Genomic DNA, 18180 nt, shown 5'->3' with positions numbered 1-18180 from the left:
TTCTAAACTCGCACAATATTAACTAACTAGGAGAATGAACCATGAAATTTTTAATCGCTATATTAGGTTTGCTTGTTGTTCTTGGGCTTTCTTACATCGCGAGCAATAACAAAAAGAACATTCGCTATAAACCGCTAATTATCATGGTCGTCCTGCAGGTGATCTTAGCCTTCGTTCTATTAAATACCGTTGCTGGTGCTGTCTTAATTAAAGGCTTCTCCAGTATGTTTGAGAAATTGCTTGGATTTGCCCATACCGGGATTGAATTCGTATTTGGCGGCTTGCTGAATGAAGGACAGTTCTCTTTCTTCTTAAGTGTGCTGCTACCAATCGTGTTTATTTCCGCGCTCATTGGTATATTGCAATACATCAAGGTTCTGCCGTTTATCGTCAAATATATCGGTCTTGTCTTGAGCAAAATAAATGGCATGGGCAAATTGGAGTCCTATAATGCGGTAGCTTCTGCAATTTTGGGACAATCAGAGGTTTTCATCTCCGTTAAAAAACAAATCGGGTTGCTGCCTAAACATCGGTTGTATACATTGTGTGCCTCGGCGATGTCTACGGTGTCGATGTCGATCGTCGGCTCATACATGCAAATACTCGATCCAAAATATGTAGTAACAGCGCTTGTCTTGAATCTGTTTGGCGGATTCATCATCGCTTCCATTCTTAACCCTTATAAGGTTGAGCCGGAAGACGATATTTTGCAGGTGCAAGAAGAAGAAAAACAATCCTTCTTTGAAGTGTTGGGCGAATATATATTAGATGGCTTCAAGGTTGCTATCATCGTCGCAGCTATGCTTATCGGTTTTATCGCCATGATCGCGCTCGTAAATGGACTTTTCAGCGGTATCATTGGCATCTCGTTCCAAGAACTGTTAGGCTATATTTTTGCTCCCTTCGCTTTTATCATGGGTGTTCCATGGAAAGACGCAGTCGACGCAGGAAGCATTATGGCTACAAAAATGGTATCCAACGAGTTTGTCGCTATGCTTGAGCTAGAAAAATATCCTAATTTGTCCGCTCGCGCTGTCGGCATTGTCTCTGTATTTTTAGTTTCATTCGCCAACTTCTCATCGATCGGCATCATTGCCGGCGCTGTGAAAGGCCTGCATGAAAAACAAGGTAACGTCGTGGCTCGATTTGGGTTAAAATTGTTGTACGGGGCTACTTTAGTTAGCGTCTTGTCTGCCATTATTGCCGGACTGTTTATTAAATAACAAGGAGCCTAAAACCAATGAACAAGTTTCAAAGAATTCACCTTGTTGTCATGGACTCTGTAGGTATCGGCGAGTCGCCGGATGCAGCCAGCTTCGGGGACGTTGATGTCGATACACTCGGTCATATCGCACGGGAATGCGGAGGTCTGGAGATGCCTAATATGGCTAAGCTCGGACTATCCAACATTAAGGAAATTGCTGGAGTGAAGGTCGCAGACCAGCCGCTTGCTTATTATACAAAAATGCAAGAAGCATCCAATGGCAAAGATACAATGACGGGCCACTGGGAGATCATGGGACTTCATATTGCAGTACCATTTCGCGTCTTCGCAGATGGATTCCCGCAGGAATTGATTGCTCGCATTGAAGCTCATACCGGTCGCAAGGTCATTGGAAACAAACCTGCAAGCGGCACTGAAATTATCGACGAGCTTGGTGAAGAGCATATGCAGACGGGCGCACTGATTGTATACACTTCTGCTGATTCCGTGCTGCAAATTGCTGCTCATGAAGAGGTTGTTCCACTGTCTGAGCTTTATGAAATTTGTGAATTTTGCCGAGAAATCACACTGGAAGATCCCTACATGCTGGGGAGAATTATCGCACGTCCTTTTGTTGGTGAGCCAGGCCATTTCAAAAGAACATCTAATCGCCATGACTATGCATTGAAGCCATTTAATAGAACAGTAATGAATGAGCTAAAAGATGGTGGATTTGATGTCATCGCTCTTGGTAAAATATCCGATATATACGATGGTGAAGGTGTTACGAAAACGGTGCGTACAGTGTCCAATGCAGATGGCATGGATCAATTTATCGCGACCCTTGACGAATCGTTTACGGGAATCAGCTTCTTGAACCTCGTTGATTTTGATGCGCTATTCGGGCATCGCCGCGATCCAAAGGGCTATGGACAAGCATTGGAAGAATATGATGCTCGTTTGCCAGAGGTTTTTGCCAAATTAACGGATCAGGATTTGCTGATCATTACAGCCGATCACGGCAATGACCCGACTTATCATGGTACGGATCATACTCGTGAATATGTGCCTCTACTCGCATACTCGCCGCGTTTTCAACAAGCTGGTCAAGCTCTGCCGATAAGCGAAACCTTTGCAGATATTGGGGCTACCATTGCTGAAAACTTCGGAGTTAAGATGCCAGAGCATGGCAAAAGCTTTTTGGGACAATTAAAATAACGATTTTAGAGGAGAATGTTGATGAGCGTTCATATTGCAGCCGAACAAGGCCAAATTGCAGAAACTATTTTATTGCCGGGTGATCCGCTAAGAGCCAAATATATTGCGGATACTTATTTGGAGGATGTCATCTGCTATAACGAAGTTAGGGGCATGCTAGGTTTTACAGGTACTTATAAAGGAAATCGCATATCCGTGCAGGGAACTGGTATGGGCGTCCCTTCAATCAGTATTTATGTGAATGAATTGATTAAGGACTATGGCGTTAAAAATCTAGTTCGTGTAGGCACTTGCGGCGCTATGCAGGAAAGCGTACATGTTCGTGAAGTTATTTTGGCGCAAGCCGCTTGTACAGATTCCAGCGTTAATCGCCATGTTTTTGGCGGATATGATTTCTCGCCAATCGGCAGCTTCTCCTTGTTGAAGGCAGCCTATGAGCGCGGTAGTGAAAAAGGGCTTAAATTGCATGTCGGCAATATTTTCTGCTCGGATACTTTCTACCGCGATGATAAGACAATCGTTCAAAGACTGATGGATCACGGCGTTCTAGGTGTAGAAATGGAAACAACAGCACTTTATACTCTTGCAGCTAAATACGGCGTCAACGCACTAACGATTCTAACGGTAAGCGACCATCTTCTAACTGGCGAAGAAACGACTTCGGCAGAGCGTCAAAGCACCTTTAACGATATGATGGAAGTTGCTCTTGAAACCGTAATTTCACTATAATTTGATATTAAATAATCAATGAACAGCGAGGAGACAACAACATGAGAATGGTTGACCTAATTGAGAAAAAACGTGATGGCGGAGAGCTTACAACAGAGGAAATCAACTTTATTATTGAAGGCTATACGAAGGATGAAATTCCTGACTATCAGGTTAGTGCCTTGGCTATGGCTATCTTCTTCAAGGATATGACAGAGCGCGAACGCGCTGACTTAACGATGGCGATCGTGAATTCCGGCGATACGATTGATCTGTCGGCAATTGAAGGCGTGAAGGTAGATAAGCACTCCACTGGCGGTGTTGGCGATACAACTACGCTTGTACTTGCTCCACTTGTTGCTGCACTGGATATCCCGGTTGCCAAAATGTCAGGCCGCGGTCTTGGACATACTGGCGGTACAATTGACAAGCTGGAAGCCATTGCAGGATTCCATGTGGAAATCGGCAAGGATGAATTTGTGAACCTCGTGAACAAGGATAAAATTGCGGTTATCGGACAATCCGGCAATTTGACGCCAGCTGATAAGAAGCTATACGCTTTGCGCGATGTTACAGCAACGGTAGATTCTATTCCGCTCATTGCCAGTTCGATTATGAGCAAGAAGATTGCTGCCGGTTCAGATGCTATCGTGCTTGATGTGAAGACAGGCGCTGGCGCATTTATGAAAACCGTTGAAGATGCCAAGGAACTTGCACATGCTATGGTAAGCATAGGCAATAACGTTGGCCGTAAGACGATGGCCGTCATCTCGGATATGAGCCAGCCGCTTGGACTCGCAATCGGCAACGCGCTTGAAGTGAAAGAAGCAATCGATACACTTCAAGGAAAAGGACCTAAAGATTTGGAAGAGCTTTGCCTTGCACTAGGCAGCCAAATGGTGTTTCTTGCGAATAAAGCTAGCTCTCTAGAAGAAGCCGAGGAAATGCTGAAGGAAGTTATTCGCAACGGCAAAGCACTCGAAAAATTCAAATCATTTATCGCTAATCAAGGCGGCGATCCTTCGGTTGTGGATCATCCTGAGAAATTGCCGCAAGCGCCTTATCTGATTGAAGTGCCTGCCAAAGCAGACGGCGTGGTCACTGAAATAATTGCCGATGAGATCGGAACTGCAGCGATGCTGCTTGGAGCTGGACGTGCGACGAAGGAATCGGAAATTGATTTGGCTGTTGGCCTCATGCTGAATAAAAAAATCGGCGATGCGGTTAAAACAGGTGAATCCCTCGTTACGATTCATTCCAACCGTGAGAATGTTGATGATGTGCTTAATATCATTTACGAAAACATCCGCATCGGCAGCAGCGTAACACCACCCGTACTCATCTACGGAATTGTGACAGAATAATATAATTAAAGAAGAGGACCGTTGGAGCTTGCCGTTTAGGCAGCTACAACAGTCCTCTTCTTTAATTACAGCAGACCATATGCACCGATTTAATTACCTTCAGCCAGCAACAGCTGCTCTGCTTTGAAATGTAGCTCCCATACGTTGCAGGTTTGATTTGCCAGTATAATACTGGTAGAATCCATCTCCGGGTAATAGGCAAACATAGCAGCTACACCTGCATTTGAACCCTCTTTATACATTCGAATTAGTTTGCCATCATTATTGTAGAGAAAATGAAAGCCATATCCGTTTACGATTTTGCCCCATTCATACTTTTGTTCGATGGCAGAATGAGGCTTCATGATCTCGGTCGTCATCTCCTCGGATAACAACCTTCCATTAATGAGTGCACGCATGAACAAGTCAAGGTCGCTGACAGTAGTAAATGCACCTCCATCAGAAGTACCCATTGGCGGATAGGAATATATGTTTTTACGCCACGCGACTATATTTTGTTCGTCATAAATGGCGGCGTAGCCTTCAGCAATAGGAGCATCTCCCTCATCTTTTGAGCTAAATGCTGTATTCTGCATCCCGCAAGCACGAAATATATGTTCATCTACATAGCTTCGATAGTTTCCATTGGTTGCTTTCTCAATCGCGAGGCCTAGCAGCACAAATGCACAGTTATTATAGCTGACGTTAGTTCCCGCCTTGAATTTGGGTTCCTTATACGCAAACTGAGGAATAAAATCAGCACAATCTCTTATCGAGTAATTGGGCTTGTTTATGAACAAATCCTCGTAGCTCTCTCCCATTTCTTCATCTGCATCATCAGCAATACCTGACGTATGCGTAAGTAAATGAGTGATCGTAACGTCGCTTGGTATTTTGGTGCCAGTGAGGTCGATGATCGCTGTAATTCGGTCTTCCAGCTTTATTTTGCCTTGCTCAACAAGCTGAAGTATCGCAACTGCAGTAAACAATTTGGTAATCGAAGCTGTATCGAACATCGTATTCATCTGGTTTGCCACTTTAAATCCTCTATGTGCAAAGCCGTATGCTCGGGCGAATATGACCTTGCCGCCTTTGTTCACTAATCCTGCACCTGAAAAATGATGCTGCTCATGATACTGATCAAATAAGGAAGTTAGTTCTTTTTCCATCTCTAAAACCCTCTCATTATTAACATAGCTTCATTTTACCATTTGCATATTTCCATATCCGATAAAGTTTAACTATAATGATTTGTTATCAGGTTTTAGTACTCCTGAGAGCCGCGGCTTGTTCATTACCCGATTAAAGGGGCAGACCCATCTAACAAGCCATTTACCTCATTTCCTTCCTTACGCCAATATTCCATGCCGCCAAGCATCTCCTTTACCTTAAAGCCAAGCCCAGATAAACGAGCGGCACCTTTGGCAGCTCCATTGCATGCCGGCCCCCAGCAGTATACAACAATGACTTGTTCCTTTGAGAAGGATGAAGTCCTCTCCTCATTAATCATATTGGACGGCAGGTTAATCGCACCAGGAACATGGCACTCTTCATAAGCTTTTGCGCTGCGAACATCGATGAGCAGAAAGTCATGAACGCCCCGCTTCATATCATGACATACGTCAGAAACATCTGTTTCTACAGCCAGTTTGTTCATATAATGACGATGGGTATCCTCCGGTGAAGCTGCTGGTGTTTCAAGAACAAGCGATACATAAGATTCGTTTTCCATTTCCGCTGCCTCCATTTGGGCTGTTATATTTAAGCCGTTCGATTTCTTAAATACAATGTAGCACAGCCTTAAACAATGGAGTTATCGATAGAAATCTATAGTACACTTCATTAATTTTGATGATTAACCCCGCCAACAAGCTCTAAGAACCCCGTAAACGCTTTGGATTTCCATTTCTTCTTGGCATAGATGAGCTGTGTATAGAACTTACAATCGGGGTGCGCAAAAGGAACAGCAATCAACTCGCCTTTCTGAACCGCATCAGCAACGACAATACGCGGCAATAAAGCAATTCCAAGACCGTACATCACACACTGCTTAATCGCTTCTAAATTGCCAAACTCATACGATAATGTATAATTCACATGGTTATGTTTGAGTACCTTGAGCAGCATAGCCCGGTAGGTGCAGCCATTCTCTGTTAAAATCATCGATTCGTTCTCCAAATCTTCAACCTGCACCTTATCAAAGCTTACGAAGCGATGATCGGGACTTGCAATGATGACAAGCTCCTCTTCCCTCAAAATACAGCTGTGAAGCTCAGGATCAGCAAACGGCGGATCTAAGATGATCCCGACATCTAAAGCTCCCTCTTTTACACTCTCGATAATTACCGGTTCATTCCCCGGCTGAATGACAATGTTAACCTGCGGGTAGCTTAAACGATACGCCTGAAGATGCGGGGGGAGGAAAAAAGCAGCCAATGTCTCAATCGTACCAATGGTCAGCGTGCCCTTCGACTGTGTGGAGAGAACTTCTTTTGACTCCTCATGCAGCCTAACGATATCGTCGGCATATTGCAATAGCGTTTCCCCGGCCATCGTTAGCCTCATTTTCCTCCCAAATCGCTCCACTAGAACTGCCCCATACGATTCTTCAAGCTTCTGAATTTGAGTCGTAATACTCGACTGCGCATAACCCAGAGTTTCAGCAGCTCGTGTGAAGCTCCCCCACTTTGCTACTTCGCGAAATGTTTTTAAGTACGTTAATTCCAAGGCGCTATTCCCCTTTCTATAGGGAGAATCGTTCCCCCTATTGTAACTAGGATTTAGCTGTTGTTCATTCGTATTTCACAACATTAAATACGTCCTAACATGATGCGCAAGCCGACTACGATCATGGACGGCACTAATAACTTATCGCTTTTTCCCCAAATAGGAGATGTGCTATGTGGCGACTGTATCTCGTAATTCTTTGAATCTGCAAATTCCTTCAACCGATCTTGCGAGGAGTCTGTTTCACCATTAGGATATCCAACTTCGACCTGCCCATTTTCTACTTTAGATGCCGTTATCCAGCTTGGGGATAGCAATTTAAGATTAGGAGGGATGTCAGATAAGAAAAAGACGTATTCTTCACCGGATTTGAACTTCATAGAAAAATCAGGACATGCATTTCCAGCTGGATATTTGCTTCTATTGTCTATCGTTTCTGGCAAATAAATCGTCTGCGGCGCTTTGCCCGGTCCAGCATATGAAGTAACAGCCAGTGTAACTTTTCTTCCGTCCTCACTTATATCAGCCACCTTGCCATAAACCATAGCTTTCGACTCATAAGCCTCTTCAAAGTTCCATGGGATAGGTGAGCAAGCATGGACAAAATTAGCGTTCACTACGATAAACAAACAGATGAAGCTAAGTGTTAGTAATAGTACTTTATTTCTCATGTTCATCACTCCCATTCATTCTTATATCCTATAACGATGGGATGGAAATAATTGTTGCTGCTCTGCTGCCGACTTCAAAGCAATAACCGCAGTCGCATCTAATTTAAGTCAACGGACTAATATCTTTTCGAAAATAATAATGTTTGCTGCCTAAGGGCGCGTCTTCAAAAACCGCCACTTCTCTATAACCGTTTTTCTTATAAAATTCCGGCGCCTGAAAACTAAACGTGTTTAGCTTAATGAAGGTGCATTTCTTCTCTTTAGCTATTTTCTCTATTTGGGATAGCAGCTGGCTGCCGAGACCTGTGCCTCTAAGAGCTTGATCTACCCACAAAATATCGACCTCTATCCAATTCCAGCAAAAGACGCTTAATAGTCCGCCAAGGATTTTGCCTTCATCATCCTTTATCGTCAGGTTTATTTCCTCATAATTGTTTTTCAACTCGTCGGGGACATGCCCATGATTATACTCGATCAGTTTTCTTTTCACGTATTCGCTTTCTTCTTTGCTTCCATAAGTAATTTCAGCTGACACTAGTTTCCACCGCCAAATAAGATAATATAATGATCACTTTCCAATTATAGTATATTGCACATTCAAGATGAAGCGTTTTGCTTATTCATGGAAACGGCTGCGGAAGCTGCTTGGCGACTCTCCCGTCCAACGTTTGAACTGCCTGCTGAAGTGCGCAATATTATGGTAGCCAAGCCTCGCCGATATCGACTCTACCGTTGCTTCGGGATTCATCAACAGCAGCTTCGCTTTTTTCAGCATCAAAGTGGACAAATATTGACGGGGAGACACGCCATACACCTGGGTAAACATGCGATTGACCGACGACATGCTGTAACCCACCGAATCCGCAATTAATTTTATCGTCTCCATCTCGTCCTCCTGCTCTCTTCTGCTTGCCGCACCCTCAACCGTACGCTCCAGCATAGTCGCAATCTGTGCTGCTGCAGCCGATTTTCGTGCACCAGCCTCATCACCGCGGTTAAGCTCAGACAGCGTACCGCTTAATCCGGCAAACAGTTCAAATAAAGCAGACAAAATATTCATGCGAGATTCTACTCGTACCACTGCTTCTTCAGAGGTTAATGCCATTAATTTATCCAAAGCTGGCTTGATTGCTACTGCCAGCTCACTGCCAGCTTCGTGAAAACAATGGCTATTGCGAATAAGAAGCTCACGGAAAGACCTCTCATCCACGTCAAAATGCAAGCAGTAATAGGTCATTTCATCATTACAAACGACAGAGCTTTCATGATTGTCCCCTGGATTGAGCAATATAAGATCACCTGGACCTTGCTTATAGGCATGTCCGTTAACCTTCATCTCCTGCGTTCCCGATAATACGAGATTCACTTCAAATAGAGGATGCTTATGCAGCGGGTATTTCCATTCCGGATCAACCGTACGCCAGTGTGCTGCAAAAACACGGAAGGTGGAATCCATATCAGGCAGCATAAATTCCTTTCTAGCTGACTCTATTTTTATTTGCATAAGCGCGCTTCTCCTTCCTTATTTGCATGCCCAAAAATATGATTGATTTGGGTAAATATCAACATGGTATGGATATGGGAACGGGTTAAAATCATTGCTATGATATAGATAGTATAGATTACAATTCATTTCCTAAAAAGGAGAAAAGATATGACTGCCATCCAAAATCCGCTTTTACCTGGCTTTAATCCAGACCCCTGTATTTGCCGTGTAGGAGAAGACTACTATATTGCGGTTTCAACCTTCGAATGGTTTCCCGGCGTTGGCATTTACCACTCTAAGGATTTAAAAAACTGGAGGCTTGCCGCAAGACCTTTAAGCAGGCTCAGCCAGCTAAACATGATGGGCAATCCTGATTCTGGCGGTATTTGGGCTCCTGCACTATCCTATAGCGACAATAAATTTTGGCTGATCTATACCGATGTGAAAGTGACCGAAGGGCAATGGAAAGACTGCCACAACTATTTGGTTACCTGCGACACGATTGATGGTGAATGGTCCGAGCCCATTCATGTGAATAGCTCCGGCTTCGATCCATCGTTGTTCCATGACGAGGACGGCAAAAAGTATTTTGTAAACATGATGTGGGATCAACGGGTCGGCCATCACAACTTCTATGGTATTTTGCTACAGGAATACAGCGCGAGCGAGCAAAAGCTAATCGGCAAACCTGAAATTATTTTCAAAGGAACCGATATTAAGCTGACCGAAGCTCCTCACCTTTATAAAATGAATGGCTACTATTACTTGCTTACGGCTGAGGGCGGCACCAAATATGAGCATCAGGCGACCATCGCTCGCTCCAAACAGCTTGCCGGACCATATGAGGTGCATCCGGAAAATCCGTTAATCTCATCGTTCCATGCACCGCGTATTCCATTGCAAAAGGCTGGCCATGCTTCTATCGTTCAAACGCATACCGGCGAATGGTTCTTAGTGCATCTTGTTGGACGACCTCTCTCTAGAGAAGGCCAGCCGCTGCTTGATCCGCGTGGTTACTGCCCGCTTGGCAGAGAAACAGCTATTCAGCGGCTCGAATGGCGCAATGATTGGCCTTATGTCGTTGGCGGCAACCAGCCTTCCCTTGTCATTGAAGGACCTAACATTCCCGAAGTGAAATGGGAACGCGATTATCCAGTTAAGGATGATTTCGATAGCAGCACGCTAAATCTGCATTTCCAAAGCCTGCGCATCCCTTTAGGAGATCAAATTGTTTCTTTGACCGATAACCCTGGACATCTTCGTCTATACGGCAAAGAATCATTGACTTCTAAATTTACGCAGTCATTTATCGCAAGGAGATGGCAGCATTTCAACTTTACAGCTGAAACAAAAATCGCATTTCAACCGACGTCCTTCCAACAATCAGCTGGGCTTGTGAACTACTACAATACGCAAAACTGGACATCCTGCCAAATTTCATGGAATGAGGAAAAGGGAAGAATTTTGCAGCTTGTTGCATGCGATAATTTTTCGTTCTCTGAGCCGCTTCAAGGAAACGAAATAGCAATTCCAGAAGACGTTGCCTATGTGCATGTCCGTGTTGACGTAGAGAATACACTGTACTACTACTCTTATTCGTTTGATGGCAAGAGCTGGACTCGTCTGCCTGTAAACTTCGAATGCTACAAGCTATCGGATGACTACATTCAAGGCGGCGGCTTCTTCACAGGCGCATTCGTCGGCATGCAGTGTCAGGATACATCGGGACGCAGCCTGCACGCAGACTTTGATTATTTTATATACGACAATCATTAATGAAGCAAGAAAGCTTTTGGGAGCTGAGCATCGTTCCTAAGAGCTTTCTTTTTTTATACTTTGCATAAACGAAAGAACCTCCATAATCACTGCTGTGATTGGAGGTTCTTGTACGGTTCAGATACTGCCAAGTGGACGACGTCCCATCATCAGCTTTAGCCTTTGACCGAGCCTGCTGCTATGCCTTCAACGATACGATCGCTTAAGAATAAGAATGCAATCAATATTGGCAATATACTAATCATTAATGTAGCGCCGATTGCGCCCCAGTCCGTCGTATATTGGCCGATGAAGTTTTGCACGCCGACCGTCAGCGTTTTATAGGCATCTGAGCTTATAAATGTATTAACGAAAATAAATTCATTCCAATTATAAATCATGTTAATAATGCCTGTCGTTGCGATAACAGAGCCTGTCATCGGCAGTACGATTCGGAAAAATATTTTGTTCACGGAGCAGCCGTCGATAACCGCCGCTTCCTCTACCTCACGCGGCAAAGCATAATAGAAGCCAAGCAGGATCATAATCGTGATCGGCATATTGAACGCTACATAAGACAAAATAAGCGACAACGGATGATCAATAAGATGTATTTTGTTGAAAATGCTGAACAACGGAATGAGCGTCGAATGCACCGGAATCATCATCGCAACCATGAATAGACCGAGTACAAAAGAGCTGCCTTTCCACTTCAACCTTGTTATCGCGTAGGTAACTAGGCTGCCTAACACAATCGTAAGCACCGTCGCAACAACTGTAATCCATACGCTGTTGAAAAAATAAACATCAATATTTCCAGCGCTCCATACCTTCTCGTAATTTTCCCACCTAGGATTCATAGGCAGTGACAGCGGAGGAAGATTGAATACTTCCTGATTGTTTTTAAGCGAGAAAAACAGCAGCCATACGAGCGGGAAAATTTGCAATATGGCAACGACCGATAACACGATATATAGTACGGAATAACCCAGTTTGCTTGCTATCCAAGCGCCGGAGCTTTTGTTTCCGTTCCTCAGCTGTCCTGCAGTTCCGGGCATCATGAAGCTTCCCTCCTTACGAATATTGAATCGTATCTTTTGTAGCAGTCAATTTTCGGATTATCCAAGTTACGATGAGACAAATGATAAGCAGGAAGAAACCAATTGCACTGCCATAACCAAAGTCATATGCCCGGAAAGCCTGGTGATACATGTACGATGCCATCACTTCACTGGAACCGTTTGGTCCACCATCTGTCATGACATAAATCAGATCAAAGTATTTAAGCGATCCAACAATTGCCAGCACGATCGTTACTTTAATGACCTCCATCGCCAGCGGAAGCTTGATCTTGTAAGCGATTTGAAAGGCATTCGCGCCGTCAATCTTCGCCGCTTCCTCAAGTGAAGCTGGGATGTTCTTAAGCGCAGCGTAATAAATTAAAATATAAAAGCCCGCATACTGCCATAGGATTGGAATGAATAGAGCAAACAATACCAGTGAAGACTCAGCCAGCCATGCGGGAGGATTTGCAAACCCAATGGATTCGAGAAAGCTGTTCAGAATCCCATTCGTTGGATGATAAATTTTCAGCCAAAGCTGTGCAATCGCTACGGACGACAGCAGCATCGGAATCAAATATATTTTGCGAAAAAAATTGACGCCTTTTAGTTTGGCGGACAACACCATAGCAATAACTAAATAGAGAATGAGACTAAGTGTTGAAAAAACAGCTAACATAAGCGAATGACCAGCGCTGTTCCAAAACATTTTATCCTTAATTAGAGCTTGATAATTATCCAAACCAATAAATTTCATCGCTCCAATACCATTCCACTGGTTTAATCCATAATAGCCAGTCAGAACGATTGGAATATATACAATAGCTAATATCAGAAGCAGGGAAGGCAGCACATACAGCGCAATGATTCTTTTGTTCGACATGACCTTATCCAAATTAGCCGACTCCTTTCTCATTCTCAAGCAGTAAGCGTTTACCCGGCATCCTCTGCCGGGCAAACGGCTTCCCTGCTCCCTATTCTAGAAGCTGTCAGTTTCCTTTGGAAATGGCCGCATCATGCTCTTCAGAGAATTTCTCTGGCGTCACTGCTTTGCCGAATAACGCTTGAATTTGGTTGAGGTGCATTTCTGCGGCATTTGCTTGCATTTGTACATCTGCAAACAAGGTGATGCTGCTAGCTTTGTTCATTTCATTGAATAGATCTACATATAGCTGAGGCAGCTCAAGCTTGGAAGTATCCACCTTCGTTGCTGGAATAACACCTGCTCCAGTAACGGATTGCTCGCCCCATTTTTCCACAAAATATTCTACGAAAGCTTTCGCTTCTGCTTTGACGTTTGAGCTTTCTGAAACGAACAATCCAACGCCTGGTCCGCCTACCCAGCTGTTGATATCGCCTTTGCCGCCTTCAACCGTTGGGAACTTGAAGAAACCAACGCTGTCGCGGAACTCTTTAGGAATATCTTCATTCGTTGTGAAGTTAGGAAGCTCCCACGTACCCATCATGTACATAGCCGCTTTGCTGTTCAGAAACTCTGATTTTGCTTCTTCGTTGGACAAGCCGTTAAAGCCTTTTACGAATGCGTTGCTGTCTACTAGCGATTGAACCTCACTAGCCGCTTTTACCAGGTTTTCATCCTTGAAAGATCCTGAGCCGCTAATCGCTTTGGACAATGCTTCTTGTCCTGCAAAACGATCTGCAAGGTACATGTACCACAATGATCCAGTCCAACGATCCTTGTTGCCAAGGGCGATTGGCGCGACACCGTTTTCAGAGAGCGTTTTCACAACTTGCTTAAATTGCTCGTAGGTTTGCGGCACTTCCAGCTTGTATTTCTCAAAAAGCGCTTTATTGTAATATACCGGGGAAATATTGAATTCAAGCGGCAAACCATACGTTTTACCGTCTACAGCATAAGCCTCTGTTGTGCCGCTGACGAATTTGCCATTAAGATTTCCGCTAAGCAGATCATCCAGCGGTGTGAACAGCTTGCCCTCTACATACGGCTGAAGGAAGCCCGCTGCCCAAGTCACACCTACATCCGGCAGTTGATTTGATGCTGAAAGCACTTTCAATTTATTTTTATATTGTTCGTTATCCAGCACTTCTTGTTTGATCGTAACGTTAGGGTTCTCTTTTTGATATTCAGAAATAATTTGATTCACAATTTTGTTTTGTCCAGCCGATACGCCCTCAGGCCATAAGTGCATAAAATTAACCGTTACTTTCTCGGAACCGCTTCCATTTGCACCATTCTTTGAACCCTCTTTACCGCCATTGTTCGAATTTTGACCGCAGCCTGCTGCAACAACTGCAAGACATAGAGTCAATAGGAGAATCGTCCATTTCTTTTTGAACACGTTTACAACCCCTTTTCTGCTGGTGATAGATTTGAATCTTACAAATCCATTTTATCAACACGATGTCAGCATCGTAAGGGTACATGAATTGGGGAAAATACTACTTTTATTGGATTGTCTCCTCGGAATGAGCGATCGTTCTTCGGTATTGACCCGGGCTAGTTCCTTCAAGCGAACGAAACACTTTCACAAAATATTTCGCCGTTTGATAACCGACTTGTTCAGCAATATCAGCAATCGCAAGTCTTGTTGTAGACAGTAATTCCTTAGCTCTTTGCACCCTTTTTCTCGTCAAATAATCGCTAAACGTAAGCCCCGTCTGCTCCTTAAAGAGCACGCTGAGATAGCTTGCATTCATATGCAAATGGTCTGCTGTATCGCGCATAGTGAGTGGCTTCTGCAAATTGTCTTTTAAATACTGAATCGCTTCTTGCACCTGCGGGCTGTAGCTGTCTTCTTCCTGCGCAATATCCAGCAGCTTCGGGTCCATTAGCTTCTCCATGCGCTCAATCCGGTGTTTGCTTTCTTCTCTTTTCATAGCAAGCTCTACCGCTTTAATAAGTTTAGTCTTATCCAAAGGCTTGAGCAGATATTCGACCACACCAAACTGCAGCGCCTTCTGCGCGTAATCAAATTCAGGGTGACCCGAAATAATGATGACGACAGGAGGTTGCGGCAGCTGCTCGTTTATTCGCTCCACTAAATCGAGCCCTCCGATTTCAGGCATGCGTATATCGGTGATTAGCAAATTCGCCTCGTTAAGCGTAAGCCACTCCAACGCTTCTATTCCATTGGACGCGATCTCTATCCGATATTGTCCAGCCGACCATGCTTCAAGCACTTTGCGTACGCCTTCCCTCGTTCTCGGTTCATCATCCACGATCAGTATGGTTTTCAATTGGAATTCCCCTTCCATGTTCATTCGGTATCTCAAAGGCGACGGTTGTTCCACTGCCGATCTCACTCTTTATTTCCAAGCCTTTGGTTTCCAAATGATAATAAAGCAGCAATCTTCGCTCCACATTGCTTATGCCAACTCCAGTTCCTTTGGAGGAAGCTTGATGCTGACCTTTGTCCATTGCTGCGTATAACGCCCGAATTTTCTCCTCATCCATGCCTGGTCCATTATCCGTTACAGCGATGCGAGTATAACCCGTCCGCTCAGACGGCTCGACCCGAACAACAACGGTGCCTGCCCCAATTCGCTGCTCAACGCCGTGCAGAATCGCATTTTCCACGAGCGGTTGAATAAGAAGCTTAGGAATCGGCACGCTGCGGCAATTTTCATCTGATTCAACCTTCCATGTCAGCCTATCGATCATGCGCATATCCATTATTTTCAAATACCGCTGCGCATGCTCAAGCTCATCACCGATCGTTACCCATTCATCCTCATCCGCGTGTGAAATGACATATCGGAACAAACCAGACATCGCAATAACAACATCCGCCAGCTCCTCTTCGCCTTTCTCATCCAGGGCCCAATAAAAGGCTTCCAGCGTATTAAACAAGAAGTGCGGATTAATTTGCGCTTGCAGCGCCTTCAGCTCCGTCCGGCTTTGAACAATTTCCTTCTGATAAACAACATCAATGAGCTCATTCAAAGAGCCAACCATCTGATTGTACGTATTATTAAGCTCGTTAATTTCCATCGTTTTGGACGTAACCGGTATCGGCTTCAAGGTCCCGAACTTCGCATTGCGCATCACTTTAATCAAATTCAATATCGGGCGAGTAATCATCGTTGATAAAATAAAAGTTAAAATAAGAAATAACATGCCGCCTACTAAAATCGAAACAATAATAACGGTACGCAAAATTGAAATGCCTTCGGCAGCATACTTTATCGGCGTTAAAATAATAATTTTCCAGCCGGTCATTTCCGATTTTTTCTCAATGGCCATGAAACGTTCTCCGTCCAGCGCTACCGTCTCATCCCCTTGATTAAGCATCTTCTCAACGTCTACTTCCTTCGAAAAATCGGAGGTAATCGTCTGATTCTCGGCATCGAATAAACCCATCATTTCGCTGGAATTATTGTCAGCGTTTCCATTCGATTCCGTGAGCTCAAAATATTTTTTATCAATTTGCACCATCAAATACCCTGCATGCGAGAAGGAATGGTCAATAAGCCGAACATGGCGAATCGCAATGATGGAATCGGGGTACCTCGGGTCCATCCCGAACCAGACCAACCTGCCTCTTCCCTTGTCCACAAGGCTGAGCCAGCCCGTAGATACCCGGTTGTCCAAGCTTATATCCGTAAGCGGGAACAGCATCCGATAGTCGGTTGTATACAGCTCCAATGAGCGAATCCCCGTTGCATAAGCTTCTTGCTTTCGTATCTCCTGCTGAAGGGATTGACGTTCTTCAAAGCTGATCTTTCGTCCTTGCACCTCTTGTGCCATCAACCGCTGGATCGTTGCGCTTGTTGCTACCTGCATCGTAAACGTATCGATCTGCCGCAGCAGCACATCCAGCTTGCCTGTCGCTTGAACAGCCGTTTGTTGAATATGTTTTTCCGCATTGTTGCGCAGCAGAACCGAAACTTGATCATACGTAAAAAAGCCGACCGCCCCCAGCACGATAACCATAACGAGCATGAAGCCAAGGAAAATTTGATTACGCAATGTATTCATTTGTCCGAAACGATTCATGCCTACACTCCTTGTCCCATTCATTTCGTTTTTACTATACACAATTAAGATAATAAAAAGAAAGCCCTATCATTTCCACTGCTAATATATTAATTAATTAGATTAATAATCCATTGTTCACTGTAATCAGATATAATGATCATAAGCTTATGGCATATCAGAGTATCTACTTGCTAATCATCTTAGAGAGGGGAATTCCGATGACCGTTGATTTCCTAGTACGCAATAACGTAAATCTTTTAGGCAAAGGTGAACAAACGATTGTATTTGCTCATGGATTCGGCTGCGATCAAGATATGTGGCGCTACATCGTCCCGAGCTTTAAAGATGATTACCGCATCATCTTGTTTGATTATGTAGGTTCTGGAGAATCACAAATCGATTATTATGAACCCGAAAAATATAGTAGTTTACATGGTTATGCGCAAGATGTCATTGAAATTATGGATACGCTGCATGTAAAGGATGCTATATTTGTTGGCCACTCCGTTAGCAGTATGATTGGGATGCTTGCATCCATTCACAATACGGAATATTTTAAACACATCATTATGCTTGGTCCTTCTCCGCGTTATGTAAACGACCTTCCTGATTATTATGGAGGTTTCCATAGGCATGAAATCGATGAATTGCTTCATATGATGCAAATGAATTTTATTGGCTGGGCGAGCTACCTTGCGCCAATCGTCATGCAAAACCCAGATCGCAAAGAATTAACTAGCGAATTGGAAAAATGCTTTTGCTCTAGAGATCCCCATATTGCAAGGCAATTTGCTGAGGTAACTTTTTTATCCGATTGTCGCGCTGATCTCATTCATGCAACCGTCCCTACCCTCATTCTTCAATGTTCTGACGACAGCATTGCTCCTATTGAGGTTGGCGACTATTTGCATGCTCATCTTAAAAACAGTACTCTTCAGCATATGCTAGCAAAAGGCCATTACCCGCACTTAAGTCATCCCGAAGAGACGACGCAATTGATCAAACAATATCTATCCAACAACTAGAACTTGAAGAGAGGCAGTCGTT

Annotated in this window: 17 protein-coding genes; 6 read left to right on the top strand and 11 right to left on the bottom strand. The window is 44.1% G+C overall.

The window, feature by feature from the left end; all coding sequences use genetic code 11:
* Nucleotides 1-41: 41 nt before the first annotated feature.
* Genes AC1DOV_RS02435 through AC1DOV_RS02420 form a run of 4 tightly spaced genes read left to right on the top strand, consistent with a single transcriptional unit; the run spans nucleotide 42 to nucleotide 4494 of the window.
* Nucleotides 42-1223, top strand: coding sequence for a NupC/NupG family nucleoside CNT transporter (locus AC1DOV_RS02435; RefSeq protein WP_477549079.1), 1182 nt, complete (start codon nucleotides 42-44; stop codon nucleotides 1221-1223).
* A 17-nt stretch (nucleotides 1224-1240) separates the two neighbouring features.
* Nucleotides 1241-2422, top strand: a complete 1182-nt coding sequence (gene deoB / locus AC1DOV_RS02430) for a phosphopentomutase (RefSeq protein ID WP_441878731.1) — start codon at nucleotides 1241-1243, stop codon at nucleotides 2420-2422.
* Nucleotides 2423-2443: 21 nt separating this feature from the next.
* Nucleotides 2444-3151, top strand: coding sequence for a purine-nucleoside phosphorylase (gene deoD, locus AC1DOV_RS02425; RefSeq protein ID WP_477549078.1), 708 nt, complete (start codon nucleotides 2444-2446; stop codon nucleotides 3149-3151).
* Nucleotides 3152-3192: 41 nt separating this feature from the next.
* Nucleotides 3193-4494, top strand: a complete 1302-nt coding sequence (locus tag AC1DOV_RS02420; protein WP_339206672.1) for a pyrimidine-nucleoside phosphorylase — start codon at nucleotides 3193-3195, stop codon at nucleotides 4492-4494.
* 89 nt (nucleotides 4495-4583) lie between these two features.
* On the opposite strand, the gene AC1DOV_RS02415 is transcribed toward AC1DOV_RS02420, so the two are convergent.
* The 6 genes from AC1DOV_RS02415 to AC1DOV_RS02390 all read right to left on the bottom strand — a co-directional run bounded on the left by AC1DOV_RS02415 (nucleotide 4584) and on the right by AC1DOV_RS02390 (nucleotide 9375).
* Nucleotides 4584-5642: a serine hydrolase domain-containing protein gene (locus tag AC1DOV_RS02415; protein ID WP_477549077.1), complete on the bottom strand. Its 1059-nt coding sequence runs from the start codon at nucleotides 5640-5642 to the stop codon at nucleotides 4584-4586.
* Nucleotides 5643-5767: 125 nt separating this feature from the next.
* Nucleotides 5768-6205, bottom strand: coding sequence for a rhodanese-like domain-containing protein (locus AC1DOV_RS02410; RefSeq protein ID WP_477549076.1), 438 nt, complete (start codon nucleotides 6203-6205; stop codon nucleotides 5768-5770).
* Nucleotides 6206-6315: 110 nt separating this feature from the next.
* The gene (locus AC1DOV_RS02405; protein WP_477510854.1) at nucleotides 6316-7200 is read right to left on the bottom strand and encodes a LysR family transcriptional regulator; all 885 of its coding nucleotides are present in this window, start codon (nucleotides 7198-7200) and stop codon (nucleotides 6316-6318) included.
* An 83-nt stretch (nucleotides 7201-7283) separates the two neighbouring features.
* Nucleotides 7284-7871, bottom strand: a complete 588-nt coding sequence (locus tag AC1DOV_RS02400) for a hypothetical protein (RefSeq protein ID WP_441878741.1) — start codon at nucleotides 7869-7871, stop codon at nucleotides 7284-7286.
* 103 nt (nucleotides 7872-7974) lie between these two features.
* Nucleotides 7975-8406, bottom strand: a complete 432-nt coding sequence (locus tag AC1DOV_RS02395; protein WP_076268737.1) for a GNAT family N-acetyltransferase — start codon at nucleotides 8404-8406, stop codon at nucleotides 7975-7977.
* An 81-nt stretch (nucleotides 8407-8487) separates the two neighbouring features.
* A complete protein-coding gene (locus tag AC1DOV_RS02390) occupies nucleotides 8488-9375 on the bottom strand; it encodes an AraC family transcriptional regulator (RefSeq protein ID WP_477510226.1) in 888 nt (295 codons plus the stop codon).
* Between the two features lie 150 nt (nucleotides 9376-9525).
* On the opposite strand from AC1DOV_RS02390, the gene AC1DOV_RS02385 reads away from it, so the two are divergent.
* A complete protein-coding gene (locus tag AC1DOV_RS02385; RefSeq protein ID WP_477510225.1) occupies nucleotides 9526-11133 on the top strand; it encodes a glycoside hydrolase family 43 protein in 1608 nt (535 codons plus the stop codon).
* 155 nt (nucleotides 11134-11288) lie between these two features.
* Here the strand turns inward: AC1DOV_RS02385 and AC1DOV_RS02380 are convergent, their stop codons facing one another.
* The 5 genes from AC1DOV_RS02380 to AC1DOV_RS02360 all read right to left on the bottom strand — a co-directional run bounded on the left by AC1DOV_RS02380 (nucleotide 11289) and on the right by AC1DOV_RS02360 (nucleotide 17151).
* A complete protein-coding gene (locus AC1DOV_RS02380) occupies nucleotides 11289-12173 on the bottom strand; it encodes a carbohydrate ABC transporter permease (RefSeq protein WP_076268734.1) in 885 nt (294 codons plus the stop codon).
* A gap of 13 nt (nucleotides 12174-12186) precedes the next feature.
* Entirely contained in the window at nucleotides 12187-13068 is an 882-nt protein-coding gene (locus AC1DOV_RS02375; protein ID WP_076268733.1) for a carbohydrate ABC transporter permease, read from the bottom strand.
* Nucleotides 13069-13162: 94 nt separating this feature from the next.
* Complete coding sequence (locus tag AC1DOV_RS02370) at nucleotides 13163-14494, bottom strand: extracellular solute-binding protein (protein ID WP_477527862.1); 1332 nt, start codon at nucleotides 14492-14494, stop codon at nucleotides 13163-13165.
* A 106-nt stretch (nucleotides 14495-14600) separates the two neighbouring features.
* The gene (locus AC1DOV_RS02365; RefSeq protein ID WP_477510223.1) at nucleotides 14601-15392 is read right to left on the bottom strand and encodes a response regulator transcription factor; all 792 of its coding nucleotides are present in this window, start codon (nucleotides 15390-15392) and stop codon (nucleotides 14601-14603) included.
* Complete coding sequence (locus AC1DOV_RS02360) at nucleotides 15367-17151, bottom strand: sensor histidine kinase (RefSeq protein WP_477510222.1); 1785 nt, start codon at nucleotides 17149-17151, stop codon at nucleotides 15367-15369. Before AC1DOV_RS02360 ends, AC1DOV_RS02365 begins: the two co-directional genes overlap by 26 nt.
* Before the next feature lie 200 nt (nucleotides 17152-17351).
* On the opposite strand from AC1DOV_RS02360, the gene AC1DOV_RS02355 reads away from it, so the two are divergent.
* Nucleotides 17352-18158, top strand: a complete 807-nt coding sequence (locus AC1DOV_RS02355) for an alpha/beta fold hydrolase (protein ID WP_477510221.1) — start codon at nucleotides 17352-17354, stop codon at nucleotides 18156-18158.
* The last annotated feature ends 22 nt before the right edge of the window (nucleotides 18159-18180 follow it).

Source organism: Paenibacillus sp. 01T47 (genome assembly GCF_056398245.1).
Note: the sequence above shows the minus strand (reverse complement) of the source record. Positions and strands in the feature narration are given on the sequence as shown.